The organism is Mesorhizobium sp. P2_E10 (assembly GCF_056404235.1).
This window is the reverse complement of sequence record NZ_JBFUEK010000009.1, coordinates 66,925-89,752: the sequence shown is the minus strand read 5'-3', so window position 1 is coordinate 89,752 and position 22,828 is coordinate 66,925. Positions and strand designations below refer to the sequence as shown.

22 protein-coding genes are annotated in these 22,828 nt (G+C 62.7%); 15 read left to right on the top strand and 7 right to left on the bottom strand.

What is annotated here, in order from left to right; all coding sequences use genetic code 11:
* Positions 1 to 25: 25 nt before the first annotated feature.
* The 4 genes from AC1D0N_RS22715 to AC1D0N_RS22700 are packed head-to-tail and all read left to right on the top strand — an operon-like array spanning position 26 to position 4,564.
* Complete coding sequence (locus AC1D0N_RS22715; protein ID WP_477247856.1) at positions 26 to 1,219, top strand: beta-ketoacyl-ACP synthase; 1,194 nt, start codon at positions 26 to 28, stop codon at positions 1,217 to 1,219.
* 14 nt (positions 1,220 to 1,233) lie between these two features.
* Positions 1,234 to 2,505 carry a beta-ketoacyl-ACP synthase gene (locus AC1D0N_RS22710; protein WP_477247854.1) on the top strand — a complete coding sequence of 424 codons (1,272 nt, stop codon included), beginning with the start codon at positions 1,234 to 1,236 and terminating at the stop codon, positions 2,503 to 2,505.
* Positions 2,506 to 2,541: 36 nt separating this feature from the next.
* A complete protein-coding gene (locus AC1D0N_RS22705; protein WP_477247852.1) occupies positions 2,542 to 3,570 on the top strand; it encodes a zinc-binding dehydrogenase in 1,029 nt (342 codons plus the stop codon).
* Positions 3,571 to 3,574: 4 nt separating this feature from the next.
* Positions 3,575 to 4,564 carry a lipid A biosynthesis lauroyl acyltransferase gene (locus tag AC1D0N_RS22700; protein ID WP_477247850.1) on the top strand — a complete coding sequence of 330 codons (990 nt, stop codon included), beginning with the start codon at positions 3,575 to 3,577 and terminating at the stop codon, positions 4,562 to 4,564.
* 147 nt (positions 4,565 to 4,711) lie between these two features.
* On the opposite strand, the gene AC1D0N_RS22695 is transcribed toward AC1D0N_RS22700, so the two are convergent.
* Positions 4,712 to 5,587 (bottom strand): hypothetical protein, encoded by an 876-nt coding sequence (locus AC1D0N_RS22695; protein WP_477247848.1) that lies wholly within the window; start codon positions 5,585 to 5,587, stop codon positions 4,712 to 4,714.
* A 184-nt stretch (positions 5,588 to 5,771) separates the two neighbouring features.
* Positions 5,772 to 6,203 (bottom strand): L,D-transpeptidase, encoded by a 432-nt coding sequence (locus AC1D0N_RS22690; protein ID WP_477247846.1) that lies wholly within the window; start codon positions 6,201 to 6,203, stop codon positions 5,772 to 5,774.
* 218 nt (positions 6,204 to 6,421) lie between these two features.
* Between AC1D0N_RS22690 and AC1D0N_RS22685 the strand changes: the two genes are divergently transcribed.
* The 5 genes from AC1D0N_RS22685 to AC1D0N_RS22665 all read left to right on the top strand — a co-directional run bounded on the left by AC1D0N_RS22685 (position 6,422) and on the right by AC1D0N_RS22665 (position 13,024).
* Complete coding sequence (locus AC1D0N_RS22685) at positions 6,422 to 7,711, top strand: acetylornithine deacetylase/succinyl-diaminopimelate desuccinylase family protein (protein ID WP_477247843.1); 1,290 nt, start codon at positions 6,422 to 6,424, stop codon at positions 7,709 to 7,711.
* Positions 7,712 to 7,853: 142 nt separating this feature from the next.
* The gene (locus AC1D0N_RS22680; protein WP_477247841.1) at positions 7,854 to 9,332 is read left to right on the top strand and encodes an ABC transporter substrate-binding protein; all 1,479 of its coding nucleotides are present in this window, start codon (positions 7,854 to 7,856) and stop codon (positions 9,330 to 9,332) included.
* 259 nt (positions 9,333 to 9,591) lie between these two features.
* Positions 9,592 to 10,539 (top strand): ABC transporter permease, encoded by a 948-nt coding sequence (locus tag AC1D0N_RS22675; RefSeq protein WP_477247839.1) that lies wholly within the window; start codon positions 9,592 to 9,594, stop codon positions 10,537 to 10,539.
* Positions 10,536 to 11,405 (top strand): ABC transporter permease, encoded by an 870-nt coding sequence (locus AC1D0N_RS22670; RefSeq protein ID WP_477247837.1) that lies wholly within the window; start codon positions 10,536 to 10,538, stop codon positions 11,403 to 11,405. Before AC1D0N_RS22675 ends, AC1D0N_RS22670 begins: the two co-directional genes overlap by 4 nt.
* Entirely contained in the window at positions 11,402 to 13,024 is a 1,623-nt protein-coding gene (locus AC1D0N_RS22665; RefSeq protein ID WP_477247835.1) for an ABC transporter ATP-binding protein, read from the top strand. The genes AC1D0N_RS22670 and AC1D0N_RS22665 overlap by 4 nt, the downstream gene beginning before the upstream one ends.
* 62 nt (positions 13,025 to 13,086) lie before the next feature.
* Here AC1D0N_RS22665 and AC1D0N_RS22660 read toward each other — a convergent pair whose 3' ends face one another.
* Positions 13,087 to 13,518, bottom strand: a complete 432-nt coding sequence (locus AC1D0N_RS22660; RefSeq protein ID WP_477247833.1) for a TerB family tellurite resistance protein — start codon at positions 13,516 to 13,518, stop codon at positions 13,087 to 13,089.
* A gap of 112 nt (positions 13,519 to 13,630) precedes the next feature.
* Between AC1D0N_RS22660 and AC1D0N_RS22655 the strand changes: the two genes are divergently transcribed.
* From AC1D0N_RS22655 to AC1D0N_RS22640, 4 genes are all read left to right on the top strand, one after another.
* On the top strand, positions 13,631 to 14,416 hold the full coding sequence (locus AC1D0N_RS22655) for a TSUP family transporter (RefSeq protein WP_477247831.1): 786 nt from the start codon (positions 13,631 to 13,633) through the stop codon (positions 14,414 to 14,416).
* Between the two features lie 52 nt (positions 14,417 to 14,468).
* Positions 14,469 to 14,639, top strand: coding sequence for a hypothetical protein (locus AC1D0N_RS22650; protein ID WP_477247829.1), 171 nt, complete (start codon positions 14,469 to 14,471; stop codon positions 14,637 to 14,639).
* 96 nt (positions 14,640 to 14,735) lie between these two features.
* The gene (locus tag AC1D0N_RS22645; RefSeq protein ID WP_477247827.1) at positions 14,736 to 15,569 is read left to right on the top strand and encodes a helix-turn-helix domain-containing protein; all 834 of its coding nucleotides are present in this window, start codon (positions 14,736 to 14,738) and stop codon (positions 15,567 to 15,569) included.
* A gap of 91 nt (positions 15,570 to 15,660) precedes the next feature.
* Positions 15,661 to 16,080, top strand: coding sequence for a VOC family protein (locus tag AC1D0N_RS22640; protein WP_477247825.1), 420 nt, complete (start codon positions 15,661 to 15,663; stop codon positions 16,078 to 16,080).
* A 244-nt stretch (positions 16,081 to 16,324) separates the two neighbouring features.
* Here the strand turns inward: AC1D0N_RS22640 and AC1D0N_RS22635 are convergent, their stop codons facing one another.
* Both AC1D0N_RS22635 and AC1D0N_RS22630 read right to left on the bottom strand, forming a co-directional pair.
* Complete coding sequence (locus AC1D0N_RS22635; RefSeq protein WP_477247823.1) at positions 16,325 to 17,800, bottom strand: cobyric acid synthase; 1,476 nt, start codon at positions 17,798 to 17,800, stop codon at positions 16,325 to 16,327.
* A complete protein-coding gene (locus AC1D0N_RS22630) occupies positions 17,800 to 18,414 on the bottom strand; it encodes a dimethylsulfonioproprionate lyase family protein (protein ID WP_477247821.1) in 615 nt (204 codons plus the stop codon). The genes AC1D0N_RS22635 and AC1D0N_RS22630 overlap by 1 nt, the downstream gene beginning before the upstream one ends.
* A 163-nt stretch (positions 18,415 to 18,577) precedes the next feature.
* On the opposite strand from AC1D0N_RS22630, the gene AC1D0N_RS22625 reads away from it, so the two are divergent.
* A complete protein-coding gene (locus AC1D0N_RS22625) occupies positions 18,578 to 19,744 on the top strand; it encodes an isobutyryl-CoA dehydrogenase (RefSeq protein ID WP_477247819.1) in 1,167 nt (388 codons plus the stop codon).
* Between the two features lie 24 nt (positions 19,745 to 19,768).
* A complete protein-coding gene (mmsB, locus tag AC1D0N_RS22620) occupies positions 19,769 to 20,653 on the top strand; it encodes a 3-hydroxyisobutyrate dehydrogenase (protein WP_477247817.1) in 885 nt (294 codons plus the stop codon).
* Between the two features lie 268 nt (positions 20,654 to 20,921).
* Here the strand turns inward: mmsB and AC1D0N_RS22615 are convergent, their stop codons facing one another.
* Together AC1D0N_RS22615 and AC1D0N_RS22610 are read right to left on the bottom strand one after the other, a co-directional pair.
* A complete protein-coding gene (locus tag AC1D0N_RS22615; RefSeq protein WP_477247815.1) occupies positions 20,922 to 21,287 on the bottom strand; it encodes a hypothetical protein in 366 nt (121 codons plus the stop codon).
* A 144-nt stretch (positions 21,288 to 21,431) separates the two neighbouring features.
* Positions 21,432 to 22,811, bottom strand: a complete 1,380-nt coding sequence (locus AC1D0N_RS22610; RefSeq protein WP_477247813.1) for an aspartate aminotransferase family protein — start codon at positions 22,809 to 22,811, stop codon at positions 21,432 to 21,434.
* Positions 22,812 to 22,828: the final 17 nt, after the last annotated feature.

Below are 22,828 nucleotides of genomic sequence, written 5' to 3'. Positions count from 1 at the left end.
CGCCGCCTGACCCACAAAGCCGCTCATGAGCAGCCCTCGCGACGTCGTCATCACTGGCATTGGCCTTGTCTCCTCGCTTGGAGAAGGTCCGGACGCCCACTGGCAGAAGCTGGCCCAGCCGGGCCTGCAGCCGGTGATTGAAGCCGCGCGCTTTGCGCCCTACACCGTGCATCCCCTGCCCGAGATCGACTGGAACCTGCAGATCGCCAAGCGTGGCGACCAGCGGCAGATGGAAACCTGGCAGCGGCTGGGCACCTATGCTGCGGGCCTGGCGCTCGACGATGCCGGTATCAAGGGCAATGACGAACTTTGCGCAACCATGGACATGGTTGTGGCTGCCGGTGGCGGTGAGCGCGACGAGGCGGTCGACGCGGCCATTCTCGCCGCTTCGGAAAGCCGCAACGACCGCGACGTGCTGCTCAACGAGAAGCTGACCACGGAACTGCGGCCGACGCTGTTCCTGGCCCAGCTTTCCAACCTGCTCGCCGGCAACATCTCGATCGTCCACAAGGTGACCGGCTCCTCGCGTACCTTCATGGGCGAGGAAGGGGCTGGCGTCGCCGCTGTCGAGACGGCCGCCGCGCGCATCCGCTCCGGCCAGTCGACGCATATACTGGTCGGCGGCGCCTTCCAGACCGAACACTCCGACATGCTGCTTGGCTATGAACTGGCCGGCTATCTGCACCGCGGCACCTGGAAGCCTGTCTGGCAAAGGCAAGGCGCCGAGGGCGGCGGCGTGGTGACCGGATCCGGCGGCGCCTTCCTGGTTCTGGAACAGCGTGAACATGCGACAAACCGCGGGCGAAAAATCTATGCCGAACTCGGCCCGGTCGTGTCCGGTCGCGCCAGGCGCCGGCAGGGCGAACTCGACGCCAGCATTGCCGCGCTGCTCAAGCAGGCCGCATTGCCGAACGGCGAATTGCTTGCCATTTCCGGCGCCTCCGGGGCACATGCCGCGACCGCAGCCGAGAAATCGGCGCTCGATGCCCATCCGGCGATATCAGCCCGTGGCTTCTCGACGCTGACCGGCCATATGAAGGAAGCACAATTTCCCTTCGCCGTGGCGCTGGCGGCGCTGGCCGTCGACCGCAAGGCCGCCTACCCCGCCTTCGATGCCGCTGCCGAGAAGCCATTTAAAGGCGTTCCGAAGACCGTGCTTGCAACGGCGATCGGCTATCACCAATTCGAGGGCTTGGCGCTGGTCAACGCTGCCGACTGAGGGTTCAAGAAAAAATGGCCAATCTGAACGATCATATGGGCAGGCCGATCGTCGCCGTCACCGGCGTCGGTGTGGTGACCTCGCTCGGCGTCGGCAAGGCCGACAACTGGGCGGCACTGACCTCCGGCAAGTCCGGCATCCATCCGATCACCCGCTTTCCGGTCGACCATCTGAACACGCGTATCTCGGGCATGGTCGACTTTCTGCCGTCCAGCTCCAAGGGCGCCAGCCTCCTGACCTACGAGCTGGCCGAGACAGCGGCGCGCGAAGCGGTGGCGGAATCGGGTCTTGATTCCGGCGATTTCGGCGGACCGCTGTTCCTCGCCTCACCGCCGGTCGAACTCGACTGGAGCGAACGATTTTCGCTCTACAATTCCGACAGCCAAAACGCCGGCGCCGAAAGGTTGCTTCGTGTGGCGCGCGGGCTGAAGGAACTCGATATTTTCGAAACCACCCAGTTCGGTTCGATCGCCGACCGGCTTGCCGACGCCTTCGGCACACGGGGCCTGCCGATCACGCTGTCGACGGCTTGCGCCTCGGGCGCCACCGCCATCCAGCTCGGCGTCGAGGCGATCCGCCGCGGCGAATGCGACCGGGCGCTGGCGATCGGCGCCGATGGTTCAGCGACCGCCGAGGCGCTGATCCGCTTCTCGCTGCTGTCAGCGCTGTCGACCCACAATGATATCCCGGAGAAGGCATCCAAGCCGTTCTCCAAGGACCGTGACGGCTTTGTGCTAGCCGAGGGCTCGGGCGCGCTTGTGCTGGAATCGCTGGAAGCGGCTCTTGCCCGTGGCGCGACCATCCTCGGCATCCTGCGCGGCTGCGGCGAAAAAGCCGACGATTTCCACCGCACCCGCTCCAAGCCCGACGGTTCGCCGGCGATCGCCGCGGTTCGCGCCGCCCTTGCCGATGCCGGTTTGAGCAAAGACGAGATCCACTACGTCAACGCCCATGGCACGTCGACGCCTGAAAACGACAAGATGGAGCATCTGTCGCTGTCGACCGTGTTCGGCGATCGGATCTGCTCGATGCCGGTCTCGTCGAACAAGTCGATGATCGGCCATACGCTGTCGGCGGCAGGTGCCGTCGAAGCGGCGTTTTCGCTGATGACCATGCGCGAAAGCGTCATCCCGCCGACCATCAACTACGACAATCCCGATCCGGCGATCGTGCTCGACGTGGTGCCCAACAAGAAGCGCAACGCCGAGGTTGGTACCGTCTTGTCGAACTCCTTCGGCTTCGGCGGCCAGAACACTTGCCTTGTCATGGCGCGGGAACCGGTCTAAGCGACCTCTTTCCGCCAATCAGAACCGACAGGCTCAATGCGCGCATTGCAACTTATCGAGGATCGCCGTCTTGAGACGGTGGACCTGCCGTCTCCCCCACCGCCTTCCCTCGGCGAAGTCACGCTGCGCATCAAGGCGGTGGCGCTGAACCACATAGATGTCTGGGGCTGGCGCGGCATGGCTTTCGCCAAGCGCAAGCTGCCGCTCGTCGTCGGTGCCGAAGCTTCCGGCGAGGTCGAAGCCGTCGGTCCCGGTGTTTCCAATCTCCTTCCCGGGCAATTGGTGTCGATTTATGGCGCCCGCACCTGCGGACTCTGCCGCGCCTGCCGCGAAGGCCGCGACAATCTCTGCGAGCATGTCTCCGGCGTTCATGGCTTCCATCTCGACGGCTTTGCGCAGGAGAAAATCAACCTGCCGGCGCGCCTGCTGGTGCCGGCCCCGCCCGGCGTGACCGACATTGGCGCGGCCGTCGCGCCGGTTACCTTCGGCACCGTCGAGCACATGCTGTTCGACAATGCCAGGCTGCAGCCCGGCGAGACCATTCTCGTCCATGCCGGCGGCTCCGGCATCGGCTCGGCAGCCATCCAACTGGCGAAGAAGATGGGCTGCACGGTGATCACCACCGTCGGCTCGAACGACAAGATCGACAAGGCCAAGGCTCTAGGCGCCGACCATGTCATCAACTACCGCGACGACCGCTTCGAAGGCGTCGTGCGCAAGCTGACTAAGAAGAAGGGCGTCGACGTCGTGTTCGAGCATGTCGGCGCAGACACTTTTGCCGCCTCGATGCTGTGCCTGAAGCGCGGTGGACGCCTGGTGACCTGCGGCTCGACTTCCGGCGTGTCGACTCAGATCAACCTGATGCAGCTGTTCCAGCAGCAGCTAAAGCTGCTCGGCTCCTTTGGCTGCCGCATGGAAAACATGGCCAACGCCATGCAGAAGATGGCGGCGGGTCTCGTCGCGCCGGTCATCGACACCGAAGTCGGCTTCGGCGATATCGACGCCGCGCTGAAGCGCATGGAAGGTCGCGACGTGTTCGGCAAGATCATCCTGCGCGTCGGCTAGAACCTTGAACAAACTCTTCAAGAAAGCCCGCCGGGACTTGGGGTTTCGCTACGGCAGGCGGCTGCGCCAGTTGGAGCATTGGCTGGTCGCGCGTGTCGCGATGACGATCATCTCCTTGCTGCGCTTGCTGCCGGCCGACAAGGCGCTCAATTTCGCCGACCGCGTCGCCCGCCGCATCGGGCCGCTGGTCGGGCGCCACCGTGTCGCGACCGGCAATCTGCGCCTCGCCTACCCCGAAAAGAGCGACGCCGAGATCGAAGCCATCGCCTCCGACATGTGGGGCAACATGGCTCGCCTTGCCGCCGAGTATATCTTCCTCGACGTGCTTTTCGACTACGATCCGAAAGCCACGAAACCTGGCCGGGTCGAAGTTGGCGGCGCCGATCATTTCCTGCAAATCGCCGGCGAGGAAAAGCCGCATATTCTGTTCACCGGCCATCTCGGCAATTTCGAACTGCTGCCGGTGGCGGCGGCCACCTTCGGCATGAAGATAACCGCGCTGTTTCGTCCGCCCAACAATCCCTATCTGGCCGATTACATCCTCTCGACACGCCGTTCGACCATGGGCGCCCTATTGCCGTCTGCGACCGGCGCTTCATTTGCGCTTGCGGCCATTCTGGAGAATGGCGGCAATATCGGCGTGCTGGTCGACCAAAAATTCTCGAGTGGGCTGGAGACCACCTTTTTCGGCCGTACCTGCCAGAGCAATCCGGTGCTAGGGATGCTGGCCCGCCACTATGACTGCGACGTCTATCCCGCGCGCTGCGTCCGGCTGCCGGGCAACCGTTTCCGCCTGGAGATCGAAGACAAGCTCACCTTGCCTCGCACCGAGGCCGGCAGCGTCGATGTTCCCGCCACCACCCAGCTTCTCGCCGATGTGGTCGAACGGTGGGTGCGCGAGGATCCCGGCCAGTGGATGTGGTTCCACAAGCGGTGGGAGATCAGCGGCCGTCGGCGCAGCCGGCGCGGACATGCAAAGGAAGACGCGAACTAAACCAATAGCTGCTTTATGAGCGCAGATCTGCCGGTCGCGACAAATACACCACAGGACCACAAAGCTACACCACAGGACCACAAAGCAAAAGCCGCGAAGGTTGCCCTCCGCGGCTTTGTTGTCCGTATTCTTTGACCCTTGGGACCCTTATCCCCCGAATGGCAGGATGATGTTTGGCCGATAGGTATCCATCGTGGCGCCGTTGCGATCTTCGTCGAGCAGCGTGTCGGAGCCGAAGCTGGCGCGCAGCCCGAACACATATTTGTGGATGTTCTCGCTTTCGCCACCCGCGGAGAGATGATCGAGCTGATAGCGCCCGAACACCGAGAATGGCGTCCCGGAAAACCGGTACATGGCCTGCAGCGCGCCGGTAACGGTGTTCAGGTGCTCGCCACCCAAAGAAACGGTCGAATAGCCAAGTTCGCCGTCGAAGCGAAGATTGTCTTGGGCGAAATAGCGCACCACACCGCGCCCACCCCAATTGTCGAAATGTTCCGACTGTCCACTAGCCCGCAACTGGCCATAATAAGCTTGGCCATAGAGGGTCACATTGCCCATGTAGACTTGCGCCTCGGGTCCGACCGAGAAGCTGTAAAGACTCACACCGCCAAAATTATCACCGCCATAGCCGGTGATCGAGGCGAAGCCGCCAAGCGCATAGGCGCTGGGGTCGCGGTAGTAGCCGTGAACGGCGCCACCATAGCCATAGATATTTTGGCCCTCGGCCCAAAGCGAATCGACAAACGCGTCAGTCTGGACGTTCCAGCGGGAATCGATCGGGAAGTTGACTCGCCCTGTGCCGCCTGCAGTCGTCGCCGTCGCGTGGTCCCCCGAAAATGTCACATAAAGTCCACCGACATAAGCCTCAAGGTAACCGGAAATATGTGGCTGAGTGACTGCCGGATCCATGACGATCGGAGCGACGGCATCGGCGGCGAAGGCCGATGTAGCTGTTGCAGCAAGCGCCGCGCCAAGAAGAAGTCGATACATCACAGAGCCCCCTCGTGTTTGCCTGTTCGGCATCTACCATTACTGTCCACTCATGCAAGCATAAGTAGCGCCAAACCAGACGCACGGGCCAAGTCCGTTGGCCAATGCGATATTCCTGCAACATTTGGCGCGTCAGAGTTGTTTGAAAACACGCGAACAACCGCGTGCCACCCAGACGGCTGTGGAAACAAGATCGACTGTCTTGTCGTGCGCCGAGCTAGTTGGTGACGACGATCCGCGTGTTGCCGAAGCCGACTTCGCGTACCATCGAATAGAAGGTTGCCGCGTTGGCAGTGTGCAGCCGCACGCAGCCATGCGAGGCCGGACGCCCAAGCTGCCTGACCGCACCCGTGCCGTGGATGGCGTAGCCGCCGTGGAAGAACACCGAATAAGGCATCGGCGACATATGGTACTTTTTCGAATACCACATTTTCGCCGTGCGTTGCGGCCGGTAGGTGCCGCGTGGCGTGAAATAGCCAGGACGAGCAGTAGAGACTGTCCATCGGTAGATCGACATTCCATATCTGACAGTCATCGTCTGCGACGACACGTCGATACTCGCTTCCAACATGGCCGCGTAACTTGCGGTCGGCGCACCAAACAGCGCGGTTGCCAGCATCACTGCTGCTACTAGAATGGACTTCTTCATGCGATCAAACCCCTTTGATGCCCTTTGCCTGCTCAGCTTCACGCCGTATTTCATTTTTTTAAAGACAGGTGAATGAAGTAACACACACTCATTGACAAATTCGCCAATCCAAAGCAGCGAATTTGAACGATTTTCCCGCCATAGTTGCTGCGACGACCCGCAGCATCGACCGGGTGGCAGGCTTGCAAAACCACCCCTTTGCCTGCTCAAATCGCCGGATGAACGAACGACTCCTGAAAGCAATCGACGATCGCGTCGATGATCTGGTTACGCTGACTGCCGAGCTGATCCGCTTTCCGACCATCAACCCACCCGGCGAGGCCTATCGGCCCTGCGCCGAATATGTCGGCGCGCGACTGAAGAAGCGCGGCTTCGAAATCGAATTCATCCGCGCCGAAGGCACGCCCGGCGACAGCGACCGCTATCCGCGCGTCAATGTCGTCGCCCGCTTCGACGGCCGCTCGCCCGGCGCCTGCGTCCATTTCAACTCGCATATCGACGTCGTCGAAGCCGGCGACGGTTGGACGGTCGATCCCTTCGCCGGCATCGTCAGGGACGGCAAGGTCTATGGTCGCGGCGCCTGCGACATGAAGGGTGGCCTGGCCGCCTCGATCATTGCCGCCGAAGCCTTCATGGAAGTCTTTCCGGACTTTCCCGGCGCCATCGAAATATCGGGTACGGTCGACGAGGAGTCCGGCGGCTTCGGCGGCGTCGCCCATCTGGCCGGGCTCGGCTATTTCTCAAAACCCAAGGTCGACCATGTCATCATCCCCGAGCCTTTGAACAAGGACCGTATCTGCCTTGGTCACCGCGGCGTCTGGTGGGCGGAGATCGAGACCAAGGGCGAGATCGCGCATGGCTCGATGCCCTTCCTCGGCGACAATGCGGTGCGCCACATGGGTGCCGTGCTGCAGGCCTTCGAGGATGAGCTGTTTCCCGCCCTCGACCGCAAGATGACCCGCATGCCGGTCGTGCCCGAAGGGGCAAAGCGCTCGACCATGAACATCAACTCGATCCATGGCGGCCAGACCGAGGATTTCCGGCCCGGCCTGCCCTCGCCCAACGTGCCCGATTCCTGCCGGCTGACCATCGACCGCCGCTTCCTGCTGGAAGAGGATCTGGGCGCCGTCAAAAGCGAAGTGACCGATATCCTCGAGCGGCTGAAGCGCGAGCGCAAAAAATTCAACTACGAGATCCGCGACCTGATGGAGGTGCTGCCGCTGATGACCGAACGCGACGCGCCGGTGGTCAAGGCGGTGGCGCAAGGCATCATGGCGATCTTCGACCGCGAACCCGACTATGTCATTTCGCCGGGCACCTACGACCAGAAGCACATTGCCCGCATCGGCCACATCTACGACTGCATCGCCTACGGTCCGGGCATCCTCGACCTCGCCCACCGCCCCGACGAATGGGTGGGTATCTCGGACATGGTGGAATCGGCGAAGGTGATGGCGATCGGGCTCAACGTGCTGCTCAGGGGCGCCGGCCCCGGCGGCACGCTTTGATTGGCCAGGCCTACAGTTTGAGAAAAACATTCCCCCCGACAGGCCCGCGCAGCATGAAACGCGATTTACTATGGCTGAAAATCACGCTTCTATCCCCCTGGTTTTGAGCACATTGGGTTTTGAGCACATTGGGAGTTGCACGATGAAATTGTGGAAAACCATTCTCGCTGCTGCAGCACTGGCGCTGGCCACCGGCACCTCGGCTTTTGCCGCGCGGACCGACCTGGTCATCGGCATTCCGCTCGAACCGCCGCATCTCGATCCGACCGCCGGTGCCGCGGCGGCGATCGACGAGGTGCTCTACGCCAACGTGTTCGAGGGCCTGACGCGTATCGGTCCGAATGGCGAGGTGCTGCCGGATCTGGCCGAGAGCTGGACCATTTCCGATGACGGCAAGACCTACACTTTCAAACTCCACACCGGCGTGAAATTCCATGACGGCACCGACTTCAATGCCGACGACGTGAAATTCTCGCTCGACCGCGCCCGTGCCGACAATTCCGTCAACGCGCAAAAGGGTCTGTTCGCGGCCATCGACAAGGTCGACGTGGTCGATCCGGCGACAGTGAAAGTCACGCTGAAGAACCCGCAAGGCTCCTTCCTCTACAATATGGGCTGGGGCGACGCTGTGATCGTGGCGCCCGAGACGGCCGAGACCAACAAGGAAAAGCCGATCGGTACCGGTCCGTTCAAATTCCAGAGCTGGGCCAAGGGCTCGTCGATCACGCTGGTGAAATCCGACAATTACTGGGGCGCGCCTGTTTCTCTCGACAAGGCCGAGTTCCGCATCGTGCCTGATGCCGCTGCTGCAGTACCGGCGCTGCTTTCGGGCGATATCCAGGCTTTCCCGTTCTTCGATCCCGACAGCGTCGCGCAGGTCAAGGATGACCCGCGCTTCAAGGTGGTGATCGGCGCCACCGAGGGCGAAACCATCCTCTCGATCAACAACAAGAAGCCGCCCTTCGACAAGCTGCAGGTCAGACAGGCGATCTCCTACGCGCTCGATCGCAAGGCGATCATCGACGGCGCCTCGGCCGGCCTCGGCGTGCCGATCGGCTCGCACATGTCGCCCGCCAGCAAGGATTATGTCGACCTCACCGGCCGCTATCCGCACGACGTGGCGAAAGCCAAGGAACTGCTGAAGGAGGCGGGCCTGGAAAATGGCTTCAAGGCGACGCTGAAGCTGCCGCCGCCCTCCTATGCCAGGCTTGGCGGCGAGATCATCGCCTCGCAGCTTCGAGACGTTGGCATCGACCTGGAGATCATTCCGGTCGAATGGGCGCAGTGGCTGGATCAGGTGTTCACCAAGAAGGATTATGACCTGACCATCGTCTCCCACACCGAGCCCAACGACATCGATATCTATTCGCGCAAAGACTATTATTTCAACTACGACAATCCGGCCTTCGACAAGATCATCGCCGACCTCAACCTCACCTCCGACGAAGTCAAGCGCAAGGAGCTGCTGGGAGAGGGGCAGAAGATCCTGGCCGACGACGCCGTGGTCGGCTTCCTCTACGAACTGCCGAAAGTCGGCGTCTGGGACGCCAAGCTGCAGGGTCTGTGGGAGAACGCACCGATCCAGGCCAACGACCTGACCAAGGTGAAGTGGAGCGAGTGAGGCTTACTCGGTTTCGTCATCCTAGGGCGAAGCAGCGAGCGCAGCGAACTGCGCAGACCCTAGGATCCATTCCGCGACTTACTAGCGCCCCTGCGGTGCAGAATCTGGGAGACATAGCTGTGGGGACAGAGAGAGGCGACGCTGGTTTTGGACCGTCGCGCTCTTTGACCTCCGTCACGGCATGGATCCCGGGGTCTCCGCGACGTCGCTTCGCTCCTGCTTCGCCCCAGGATGACGATGCTACTGTTGTCCTGCGCCGATGACCACCTACCTCCTCAAACGTCTCATCATCGCCGCCCTCACGCTGGTGCTGGCCTCGATGGTGGTCTTCGCCGTGCTGGAGATCATTCCCGGCGACCCGGCGCGGCTGATGCTGGGCCTGAACGCCAGCGCCGACCAGGTCGAGTTGCTGCGCAACCAGATGGGCCTCAACGCGCCGCTTGCCCTGCGCTATTTGCATTGGGCCGGCGGCTTGCTCAGCCTGGATTTCGGCCGCTCCTACACCTATTCGGTGCCGGTCATCGACCTCGTTCGCGAGCGCATTGTCGTCTCGCTGCCGCTGGCGCTGATCGCGCTCGCTCTCTCCACGGTGATTGCCATACCAGTCGGGCTGTTCTCTGCCAGCCGGCGTGGGCGGGCCGGCGACACGATTGCAATGGGTGCTGCCCAGCTTGGCGTCGCCGTACCGAACTTCTGGTTCGCGCTGATGCTGATCTACCTGTTTGCCGTCTGGTTGCGGCTGGTGCCGGCCGGCGGTTTTCCCGGCTGGAGCGCCGGTGTGTGGCCGGCACTGAAATCGCTGTTGCTGCCGGCGGTGGGGCTTGCCTTGCCGCAAGCGGCGATCCTGGCCCGCGTTACCCGTTCGGCGCTGATAGAAGTGCTGAACGAGGATTATATCCGCACCGCCCGCGCCAAGGGCCTGCCCTATCGCAATGTGCTTTGGCGGCACGCGCTGCGCAACGCCATGATCCCGGTACTGACCATTCTCGGCCTGCAATTCGCTTTCCTGCTTGCCGGCACCATCATCATCGAGAACGTCTTCTACCTGCCCGGCCTTGGCCGGCTGGTGTTTCAGGCGATTACCCAGCGCGACCTGATCGTCGTCGAAAGCGTCGTCATGCTGCTGGTCGCCGCCGTCATCGCCGTCAACCTCGCGGTCGATCTCTCCTATGCGGTCATCGATCCGCGCCTGAGAAGCCGGCAATGACGCTTCGCTTCGACATTCCCGAGGAGAATCTTGCCGGCATTCTGGCCAAGGTATTCAAGAACCGCTCGTTCCTCGCCGGCTTCATCATCACCGCCTTTGTGGCGGCGATCGCGGTCCTCTCCTACGTCTGGACACCCGACGACGTCACCAAACTGGTCATATCGGACAAGACCCGGGCGCCCTCGCTGGTGCATTGGTTCGGTACCGATCATTTTGGCCGCGATATCCTGTCGATGATCATGGTCGGCGCTCGCAACTCGATCGCCGTGGCGCTGGTCGCCGTCGGCATCGGCATGGGTGTAGGCGTGCCGCTCGGCGCCTTTGCCGCGGCACGTGGCGGCCTCGTCGACGAAGCGGTGATGCGGTTGAACGACCTCGTCTTCGCCTTCCCTGCGCTTCTCTCGGCAATTATGATCACCGCCATCTTCGGGCCTGGTGCGGTCAACGCCATCATCGCCATCGGCATCTTCAACATTCCGGTATTTGCGCGTGTCGCCCGCGCCGGCGCGCTGGCGATCTGGCCGCGCGAATTCATCCTCGCGGCGCGTGCCGCCGGCAAGAGCACGACGCTGATCACCATCGAACATGTGCTGCCCAACATCGCCACGCTGCTTCTGGTGCAAGGCACCATCCAGTTTGCGCTTGGCATCCTGGCGGAAGCCGGCTTGTCCTATGTCGGCCTTGGCGCCCAGCCGCCGATGCCGAGCTGGGGCCGCATGCTGTTCGACGCGCAGACCCGCATGGTGGTGGCGCCATGGATGGCGATCTTTCCCGGCATGGCGATCGTCATCACAGTGCTTGGCCTGAACCTGCTCGGCGACGGCATCGCCGACATCCTCGACCCGAAATCGCGGCGGCAGCGATGAGCCTGCTCGACATCGAGAACCTGTCGCTGACCATCGGCGACACGCCGATCCTGAAGGGCATCGAGCTCTCGGTCGCACCCGGCGAAGTGATGGGGCTGGTCGGCGAATCCGGCTCGGGCAAGTCGATGACAGCGCTGACGGTGATGCGGCTTCTGCCCTTCGCAGCACGCGCCACCGGGCGTGTCAGCTTCGACGGCATCGACATCCTGGCGGCGAGCGAAGACCAGATGTGCGCCCTGCGCGGCGACGACATCGGCATGGTGTTCCAGGAGCCGATGACGGCCTTGAACCCGGTCAAGACCATTGGCGAGCAGGTAGCCGAAGGCATACGCTGGCACACCAGGGCCAGCCGCGCCAATGCCGAGGAGCGGGCGCGAAAAATGCTCGATCGGGTCGGCCTGCCCTCGGCAAAATTCCCGCTGTCGCGCTATCCGCACGAGCTGTCCGGCGGCCAGCGCCAGCGCGTCGTCATCGCCATCGCCTGTGCGCTGAAGCCCAAGCTGCTGATTGCCGACGAGCCGACGACGGCTCTAGACGTTGTGCTGCAGGCGCAGATCCTCGACCTTTTGCGCGACCTGGTCGCGGAAAGCAGCATCGGCCTGCTGCTGATCTCGCATGACCTCGCGGTCGTGACCGAGATGACGGACCGCATCACCATTCTGCGCCATGGCGAGGTGATGGAGGCCGGCGACACCGCGCGCACGCTGTCCGAACAACTGCATCCCTACACGCGCCAGCTGGCGCAAGCGTCGATGCATGTGCCGGCGCGCCCCAGAACGCACGATTCTGGCCAGGGCAAGCCTCTGCTGCAGGTCGAAAGCGTGACCCGCGATTATCCGGGGCGGCGCACCTCGCTGTTCAAGCACGCCGTTCCGACTCGCGCCGTCGACGATGTCTCCTTCTCGATGGGACCGGGTCAGTCGGTGGCGCTTGTGGGACGCTCCGGTTGCGGCAAGTCCACGCTTGCCCGCATGGTCCTGGCGCTGGACCGATCGACTGCGGGAACGATCCGGTTTCGCGGCGAGACCATCACCGGCAAGGGCGAAGCCGAACTGAAGCCCGTCAGGCGCGACATGCAGGTGGTCTTCCAGGACCCCTACGGTTCGTTCGACCCGCGCCAGAAGGTCGAAAAACTGGTCGCCGAACCGCTGCATGTGCTGGAGAAGAAGCCAGCGCCCGGCGAGCGGCGCGAAATGGTGGCCCATGCGTTGCATGAGGTCGGCCTCAGCCCACGCGACATGGACAAATATCCGCATGAGTTTTCAGGTGGCCAGCGCCAGCGGCTGTCGATTGCCCGCGCCATCATCACCCGGCCGAAACTGGTCGTCGCCGACGAGCCGGTCTCGGCGCTCGACGTCTCGATCCGCGCCCAGATCCTCGACCTGTTCGCCGAGCTCAATCAGAAACTCGGCATCGCCTATCTGTTCATCACCCATGATCTGACCGTCGCCCGCGCCATCACCGACGAGGTGTTGGTGATGCATGAAGGCAAGATCGTCGAGCGCGGCAGGACCAACGAGGTGCTCGACCACCCGCAATCCGAGGCGGCCAAGGCGCTGGTCACGGCTGCCCCCGATTTGCACCGCGCGATCGCACGCCGGATGCAAGAGCAAGGGTGAGCAGCCGGTTCGCGAAGCGAAGCAACGGGAACCCGGTCGGGCAGCCGATCGTTCAGTAAGACCTATTCTTCCGGCTTCACCACATCGACCGGGCTGATGTCGAGCAGGTCGAGCGTACGGCGCAACAGCCGCACCTCGCTCTCGGCAAGGTGCGAATCGGCCTTGGCGATCTCGGCCATATGGCGGGCGAGCAGCTTGCGCCTTTCGATGTCGAGGTCACGGAATTGCGCGATGGCTTGCGAGCCGTTGGTCTCGTAGCCGAACTCGTTGAGATACTCGATGACGTTGTCGATGCTGGCTTCCGGAATGCCGAAGGCTTCCTTGCAGATGCGCCTGAAGGCGACCATTTCGCTCTCCGAGACCGAACCGTCGGCCAGGATCATGCGAAACAGCATCAGCAGTTCCGCCGACAGCACCGGATCGTCCGCAACCTTGCGCACGCCGGGGTCGCCCTCGAAGATCGAACGTATCTGGTCGAGCAATGCCATCGCCATCAATCCCTTTTCGAATCGTCCATAGGTAGCGCGGAATCGGCCTTGCGCAAACTGGGTGGTCGTGGTCGAACCCGCTGCACCGTTTTCCCGCCCGAACGCATTCCGAAATCCGATGTTCGACCTCGCCACCCAGACCGTCGCCATGCTCGCCTTCGCCGGCTTTGCCGCCGGCTTTGTCGATTCAATCGCCGGCGGTGGCGGCCTGATCACCATTCCAGCGCTGCTTCTCGCCGGGTTTTCGCCGGTCGCGGCACTGGGAACCAACAAGCTGCAGGGCATGTTCGGCTCCGGCTCGGCGACCATCCACTACGCCTCGAAAGGCCATGTCGACCTTCGCCGGCAGCTTCCCTCGGCGCTGCTGGCGCTTGCCGGCAGTGCTGCCGGTGCCTTGCTGGCGACCATCGTGCCGGGCGATTTCTTGCGGGCCCTCCTGCCGCTGCTGCTGATTGCCATTGCGCTCTATTTCGCCCTCAAACCCAACATGGACGACGTCGACCGCGCGGAGCGCCTGTCGCCGTTCGTGTTCGGGCTGACGGTCGCGCCTTTGGTCGGCTTCTATGACGGTCTGTTCGGACCGGGCGCGGGCTCCTTCTACATGCTGGCCTTCGTCACCCTTGCCGGCTATGGCGTGCTGAAGGCAACCGCACACACCAAGCTGCTCAATTTCGCCTCCAACATCGGCGGCTTCATCGTTTTCGCTTCTGTCGGCGTCGTCTACTGGAAGATCGGCCTGATGATGGGTGTCGCCCAGTTCCTTGGCGCCCGCGTCGGCGCCAGCCTTGCCATCCGCATCGGCGCCAGGCTGATCAAGCCACTGCTGGTGATCGTGTGCCTGGCGCTGGCGATCAAGCTGCTGGCGGACCCCGCCAACCCGTTGCGCCAGCTGATTGGTGTATAATCACGCGCCTGATACAATGTAACGGTACGAATCATGTTGAGGAGGACCACACATGAATCTCAGTGCACCTACGCAAATCATTTTTATTATTTCCCTTGTCATCGCCATCATCGGCATTCTCGCCGCGCTTGGCGTTCTTGCGTTCATTCCCCTCGCATCGGTGTGGATTGTACTCATCGCCTACATCGTGCTGGCCGCCGGCTGCATGATGCGCGGCGCCTAAACATCTCAGGCAACTCGGAGCGCCCGGCCACAAGCCGGGCGCTTTTGATTCTGGCGCATGGTCTGCTAGGTTCGTCCCGGACATGAGGAACGGCCAATGCCGGTCGAGACAGAGCGTCACGAGGACCAGGACCGACCGGTCGCCGATCGGTTCGAGATGGTGCGGCGCGCAGCGGGCGATCGGCTCCAGGGTGCGGTGACGGACATATGCGGCTATCGCGAAACGGCGCCCGGCCATTTCCGCAACGTCGAATACGCCTCGCTGACCGTGCCGCTGGTCATCAGCTTCGCCGAACCTTTTTCCATCGGGCTTGGCAAGGACCCCGGCGACAATGACCGCTTCGCCAGTTTCGCTGCCGGCCTCTATGCCGGGCCGGTGGTGATCGAATCCTTCGGCGGCGCCTGCTGCATCCAGATCAATTTCACCCCGCTTGGTGCCCACCGCTTCTTCGGCCAGCCGATGAGCGAGTTGACCGACAGCATGGTTGCCCTCGACGATGTGCTCGGCCTTGAAGGCATCGCGTTGCGCGATAAGCTCGGCAATGCGCGGGACTGGAACACGCGCTTTGCCATCGCCGAAACCTTCGTCGCCAACCGGTTGACCGAGGCCCGCGAAACGCAAGCCGAAATCGCCTGGGCCTATGACAGGATCACCGCTTCGGGCGGCCGCATTCGCATTGCATCGCTTTCCGACAGATTGGGCTGGAGCCGCAAGCATCTTGCCGGAAAATTCTCCGACGCGATCGGCGTCGGACCCAAGACGCTGTCGCGCATCGCCCGCTTCAACCGCGCGCTTGGGCTGTCGCGACAGGGCGAGAACGATTGGGCCGACATCGCCGCCAACTGCGGCTATGCCGACCAGGCGCATCTGGTGCGCGAGTTCCGCGACCTTGCCGGCCAGGCGCCGACCATGCTTCCCGTCCAGGCATAGACGCGCCGTGGGGAGGTAACATTTCTTCAAGACGCCAAAACGTCCTTCGCCCAGATTGGGGTATCGACCAACCCAACCGAAGGAGATTGTCATGCCCACAACCACTGAACCGCCCCGGCTTTACCCGACGCTGCGCTACAGGAACGCGACAAAAATGATCGACTGGTTGGGTGAGGCGTTCGGCTTCAGCGTCCGCGCCCGCTACGGCGAAGGGGACATCGTCCACCATGCTGAGCTGGTTTTCGGTTCCTCGATGATCATGCTCGGCACCGCGCGCAGCGACGACTACGGCAAGATGGTCGGCGAGCCCGGTTCCGGTGGCGGCAAGTCGATCTACGTCGCCGTCGACGACGCCGATGCCACCTATGCCAGGGCCAAAAAAGCCGGCGCCACGATCATCCAGGAATTGACCGACCGCGACTATGGCAGCCGCGAATTCATCTGCCGCGACCCGGAAGGCAATGTCTGGTCGTTCGGCACCTATTGGCCAAAGGCGGGCGAGAAGGCCTGAACCGGCAGCGCTGGGGGGTTCGAGATTGGCCGAAGCGCCCCCACCTTCGTCATCCTAGGGTGAAGCAGTCGCGAAGCGACGTCGCGGAGACCCTAGGATCCATGCCGTGACCTTTGTCGAAGGATGCAGCGGAGCAGAATTCTGAACCGTTGCAACGCCTTAACCTCGCGGCATGGATCCTCGGGTCTGCACTGCGTCGCTTCGCTCCTTGCTCCGCCCGTGGATGACGAAACGATAGGCGGCTCTACCTCGCCAGCCCAAAAATCGCGTCACAGTCGAGATGGGTCTCCAGCTCGGCTGCGACCTCGTCCAGCGCCCGTTCGACCTCGGCGCGGTAGTCGATGCCGCCGCCTTTGACGCCGAGGTTTTCCAGGAACCGGGCGCGAAAGGCGTCGGCGGAAAACAGTCCGTGCAGATACGTGCCAGACACCCTGCCGTCGGCAGAAATGGCGCCGTCGTCGATGCCGTTGATGACGGCTGACGGCCGAGCCATGTCCGCACCGGTGGTGCGGCCGAGATGGATCTCGTAGCCCTGAAGCGGCAGGTCGAACGGCACCGAATGGGCGCTGACATTGCGCACCGTCTTTTCCGGCTCCATCACCGTTTCGATATCGAGCAGGCCGAGCCCCTCGGCTTCGGTAACGCTACCCTCGATGCCGTCGGGATCGCGCACGACTTTCCCCAGCATCTGGAAGCCGCCGCAAATGCCGACGACATGGCCGCCGCGTTTCCTGTGAGCGAGCAGATCGCGGTCCCAGCCATTCTCGCGAAATTTCAGGAGATCGCCGATCGTCGATTTTGAACCGGGAATGACCACCAGCCCGGCATCTTCAGGTAAGCGTTGACCGGGCGGCACGAACACCACTTCCACCTGCGGCTCGGCCTTGAGCGGATCGAGGTCGTCGAAATTGGCGATGCGGCCAAGCATCGGCACCGCCACCTTCAGCGCCCGCTTCTCGCCGGACACCAGCCGCTCCAGCACAACGGAATCCTCCGAAGGCAGTCGTGCCGCAGCCTTCAACCACGGCACGACACCAAAGCAGCGCCAGCCGGTGAATTTCTCGATCGCCTTGAGGCCGTCATCGAACAGCGAAACATCGCCGCGGAACTTATTGATGAGGTAGCCGACGATCATGCGTCGATCCGCTTCCGGCAGGATCAGATGCGTGCCGGCGACCGAGGCGATGACGCCGCCGCGGTCAATGTCGCCGACCAGGATCACCGGCACGTTGGCGCGCGTCGCAAAGCCCATATTGGCGATGTCGCGGCTTCTCAAATTGATCTCGGCCGGCGATCCCGCACCCTCGACGATGACCAGATCGGCGCCCTCGCCGACCTTCGCCCAGGACTCCAGAACAGCGTCCATCAGCCGGCCCTTCAGCGCCTGATAGTCGCGCGCCCTTGCCTCGCCAAACACCTTGCCTTGCACCACCACCTGCGCGCCGATATCGGTCTGCGGCTTCAGCAGCACCGGGTTCATGTGGACGGTTGGCGTCACACCGCAGGCGATCGCCTGCAGCCATTGGGCACGGCCGATTTCGCCGCCGCCGGCATTGTTGTCACCCGGAATGTCGGCGACCGCCGCGTTGTTCGACATGTTCTGTGGCTTGAACGGCCGCACCTTTAGCCCACGCTTCTTGGCCGCACGGCAAAGACCCGCGACCAGAACCGTCTTGCCGACATCGGAGCCGGTGCCTTGCAGCATGATCGCCTTGGCCATCAGTCCTTGCCCTGCGAAACGGTTTCGGTGATCGTCGACTTCGCCGCCAGCGGTCCGCCGCGCCAGATGTAGAGCGCCAGCAGCGGCTCCTTGCCGGTGCGCATGGCGTGGTTCACATCAGACGCATGGTGGATCACCTCGCTTGCCTGGCGAACGCGAAACCCGCTCTCGCCCATGCGCCACTCGGTGCCGCCGGTCAGCGGGATGTAGATTTCCTCGGCGATGTGGTGATGGTCGGGATAGACGATGTCAGGTCCAAGGATCAGCAGGCCGGCCGCGACCTCGTCATTGACGAAGTGGCCGCGCGTGCCGAACACCTCCAGCCAGCCGTAATTGTCGATGAACGCCTTGCCGAAATCCGCCTCACTGTAGGTTTGGCCCCAGCGGAAATCATTGCGACGCTCCGCCAGCAGCCGCGCCAGCGGCCTGGCGCTCGCCGGCGCCAGTTCGACGATGCGGTCGAGTTGGTGAAGGCAGGCGAGCGGATGCGGGTCGAGCGGTCGGGCCTGCATGTCCCAGCCGATCCTGGCCACTGCATCGCACACCAGCCCGTCATCAAATGTCGAGAGAAAGCTGCGGAAGCCTTCGAGCAGTTCATCGAAATTTGCCGTCACACCTTGCTCCGAGCATCCATTCGCGCACAGCCGCTCCCCAAATGGTCGGTCGAGTTGGCCGGGTTGCGCGGCGGCATCATTGGTCTAGATTGGTGCGCGCGCAAAGCCAAAAACAACAGGCCAGCAAGCCAACCCCCAGTTGGGGAAACACAGGGAGCACGCCATGGACGCCGCTGTCGATGCGAGCACCAGCCAGTTCGAACTCAACGAGGACCAGCGCGCCATCCAGGAGATGGCCGAGGCCTTCGCCGCCGATCGCGTCGCGCCCAACGCGCTCGAATGGGATCGCAACAAGCACTTTCCGGCCGATGTGATCCGCGAGACCGGTCCGCTTGGCCTCGGCGGCATCTATGTCAGGGACGATGTCGGCGGCTCGGGGCTGGGCAGGCTCGACGCCGTTTTGATCTTCGAGGCGCTGTCGCGCGCCGATCCGGCGTTTTCATCCTTCATCTCGATCCACAACATGGCGGCGTCGATGATCGACCGCTTCGGCAGCGACGAGCAGCGCCAGCGCTTCCTGCCCAGGTTGACCTCGATGGAATGGCTGGCCAGCTATTGCCTGACGGAGCCCGGTTCCGGATCAGATGCTGCAGCATTGAAGACGCGCGCGGCCAAGAGCGGCGGCGACTATCTGCTGAACGGCGCCAAGCAGTTCATCTCAGGCGCGGGAGACAGCGATCTCTATGTCGTCATGGCGCGCACCGGCGCCGACGGGCCGAAAGGGATTTCCACCTTTGTCGTGCCAAAGGATGCGCCCGGCCTGTCCTTCGGCGCCAACGAGCACAAGATGGGTTGGCACATGCAGTCGACCCGCCAGGTCATTTTCGAGGACTGCAAGGTGCCGGCCGAAAACCTTTTGTCGACGGAGGGTGCCGGCTTCGGCATTGCCATGGCCGGGCTCGACGGCGGCCGGCTGAACATCGCCGCCTGTTCGCTGGGCGGAGCACAGTCTGCGCTCGACAAGGCGCTGTCCTACACCGCCGAGCGCAAGGCATTCGGTTCCAAGATCAACCAGTTCCAGGCGTTGCAGTTCAAGCTTGCCGACATGGAGACGGAGTTGCAGGCGGCGCGCATTTTTCTCTACGCCGCGGCCTCCAAGCTCGATCGCAAGGCGCCGGATGCCGGGAAATGGTCGGCCATGGCCAAGCGCTTCGTCACCGACATCTGCTTCAACGTCGCCAATGACGCGCTGCAACTGCATGGCGGCTATGGCTATCTGCACGATTACGGCGTCGAGAAGCTGGTGCGGGACCTGCGCGTCCACCAGATCCTCGAAGGCACCAACGAGATCATGCGCGTCATCATCGCGCGTGCCTTGATCGGCCGCTGACGCTACCAAAATCGGGAGAATACAATGACGACCATTGCCTTCATCGGCCTCGGCAACATGGGCAACCCGATGGCCGCCAACCTGGTCAAGGCGGGGCATGCGGTGCATGGCTTCGACCTGATGCCAGAGAATTTGACCGTCGCTCGCGACCATGGCGTCGTCATCATGGCCAACGCGCTTGCCGCGGTGAAAGACGCCGATGTGGTGATCACCATGTTGCCGGCCGGCAAGCATGTTCTGTCAGTTTATGAGGACATCGCGCCCAAGGCAAAAAAAGGCGCGCTGTTCATCGATTCCTCGACCATCGACGTCGAATCGGCGCGAAAAGCCCACGCCATCGCCAACAGGAATGGCCTGCTGTCGATCGACGCGCCGGTTTCCGGCGGCACCGGCGGTGCCACCGCCGGCACGCTAACCTTCATGGCCGGCGGCTCGAAGGACGCCTTTGCCAAGGCAGAGCCAATCCTCAAGCCGATGGCCGGCCGCATCGTCCATTGCGGCGATGATGGCGCAGGACAGGCGGCAAAGATCTGCAACAACATGATCCTCGGCATTTCGATGATTGGCGTCGCCGAAGCCTTCGTTCTGGCGGAAAAGCTCGGCCTGTCGCATCAGGCGCTGTTCGACGTCGCTTCGACATCCTCGGGCCAATGCTGGTCACTGACCACCTACTGCCCGGTGCCCGGCCCCGTGCCGGCATCGCCCGCCAATCGAGACTACAAACCCGGCTTTGCCGCGGCACTCATGTTGAAGGATTTGAAGCTGTCGCAGGAAGCAGCACAAGGCGCCGGTGCGGTGACGCCATTGGGCGCAGAGGCCACGCAACTTTACGCGCTGTTCAATGCCCAGGGACATGCCGGCGCCGATTTTTCCGGCATCATTAATTTTCTGCGCGGTAACCCGGCGTAAGTTTCGAATTTTACAGCGATTTTGTCGATTTTTTTCAGCAAGAAAAATCGCAAATTCAGATTTGCTTAAGCTCTCAATAACCTGACGGTAACGATGTCCCTATAAAACGGATTTCGAGGCGGACATATCGCATCCGCCCGGCGCTCCGGATCAGGTCTCGCGTACCGGAGCCCGTAAGTTTCGCAGTGTTTTGTTAGCGAAACGCCATGCGTATCTGGCAAAGCCGCGTTCCCGATGGAGCGCGGTTTTTGCGTTTCCAGCCTGCAGATCAGGACTTGGTCGACAGTCGGCGAAAATTGGCTTTGACGGCACGGCTGGCTGGCTTCAGCGCGGCGCTGATCGACCGCTCCGCTGCGACACCGCTAAAAAGCGATGGCATGCGGCCGGAAAAAACCTCCGGCCAGAAGCGCGTCGTCGATTGCAGCAGCGCCATTTGCGCGGCAAACGCACCCTCCGCCATCGCCATGGTCTTTTCACTCATCGCGCGTGCGGTCTCTGGGCTCCAGCTTCGTCCATTTTGGGCATCCGCGGCCATCAGCGGCAAGCGCATCATCGCCACAAGGGGCGCCAGCATCAGGTTGTTTCCGATCGCGACCGCTTCCAGCGCCCGTTGGCTCTTGGTGGTTTTTGTCATGAAAATTGTCGCCCAGAAATGCAGCCGGTGTGGCCGGTCCCAGAACACTACGCGCGACGAGGGCTATTCGTTCCCTGGTGGCACAACGAAAGGTGCATTAGAGGCCGGGCGTGCCGGTCGCGGCACGCCCGGCTCTGGTTTGGCTTATCGGCTGCGCAGATCCGCCAGCGCCAGGTCGAGCGCCTTGGCGATACGGTCGCACGCCATGTCGATCGTCTCGCGCGTCCAGATCAGCGGCGGCGACAGGATCATCGTGTCGCCGGTGGCGCGCAGCATCAGGCCCTGGCCAATCGCGTGGTCACGAACGGTCACCGCAGCACTCCCCGAGGGCAGGAAGCGTTCCTTGGTCGCCTTATCCCTAACGATCTCGATCGCCCCCATTAGTCCGATCGAGCGCACCTCGCCGACCAGTTCGTGGCCGGCGATCCGCTCCTGCAACGCCTGGGCGAAGTAAGGTCCGGTGTCGTTCTTGACCCGCTCGACCAGGCCCTCGCGCTCGATGATCTCGAGGTTCTTCAGCGCCACCGCACAGGCCACCGGATGCCCGGCATAGGTATAGCCGTGATAGAACTCGCCACCCTTCTCGACCAGCGTCGCCGCGATGCGGTCGCCGACCAGCAGCGCCGACAGCGGCTGGTAACCGGAGGTCAGCGCCTTGGCCGTGGTGATGGTGTCGGGCTCGATGTCGAAGGTCTGCGCGGCAAACCACTCGCCGGTGCGGCCATAGCCGGTGATGACCTCGTCGAGCATCAAGAGAACATCGTATTTGCGGCAGATGCGCTGCACTTCCGGCCAGTAGCTCATCGGCGGGATCTTGACGCCGCCTGCCCCCATCACCGGCTCGCCGATGAAGGCGGCAACCTTGTCGGCGCCGGCTTCGAGGATGGCGTCCTCGACGGCCTTAGCCGCGCGCAGGCCGAAATCATGGTCGCTTTCGCCGGGCAGAGCCAGTTCATACGCATAGGGCATCATCACATGGACGATGTTGGGCACTGCGCCGCCGAGCTGCTTGTGCATCAAATCCATGCCGCCGAGCGAGGTGCCGGCGATGGTCGAGCCGTGATAGCCCATCTTGCGCGAGATGATGCGGTTCTTCTCAGGCTTGCCTTCCAGCGCCCAGTAGTGGCGGACAAGCCGCAGCGCCGTGTCGTTGGCCTCCGAGCCGGAGGAACCATAAAACACCTGGTTGACGCCCTTGGGCGCCAGTTCCGCCAGCTTCTTGGACAACAGCACCGGCGTCGGCGTCGAACATTTGAAGAAGGAGTTGTAGTAAGGCAGTTCCTTCATCTGGGCGTAGGCCGCGTCGGCCAGTTCATCGCGGCCGTAGCCGACATTGACGCACCAAAGCCCGGCCATGCCGTCGAGGATTTCGGTGCCGTCGGCATCGTAGATGAACGGCCCGTTGGCGTGGGTTATGATGCGCGAGCCGGCCTCACGCAATTCCTTGTGGTCGGTGAACGGATGCAAATGATGCGCGGCGTCGATCTGCTGAAGCTGCTTCAGCGAGTAATTCTGATAAGTCATGATTTGACCTTCCTCTT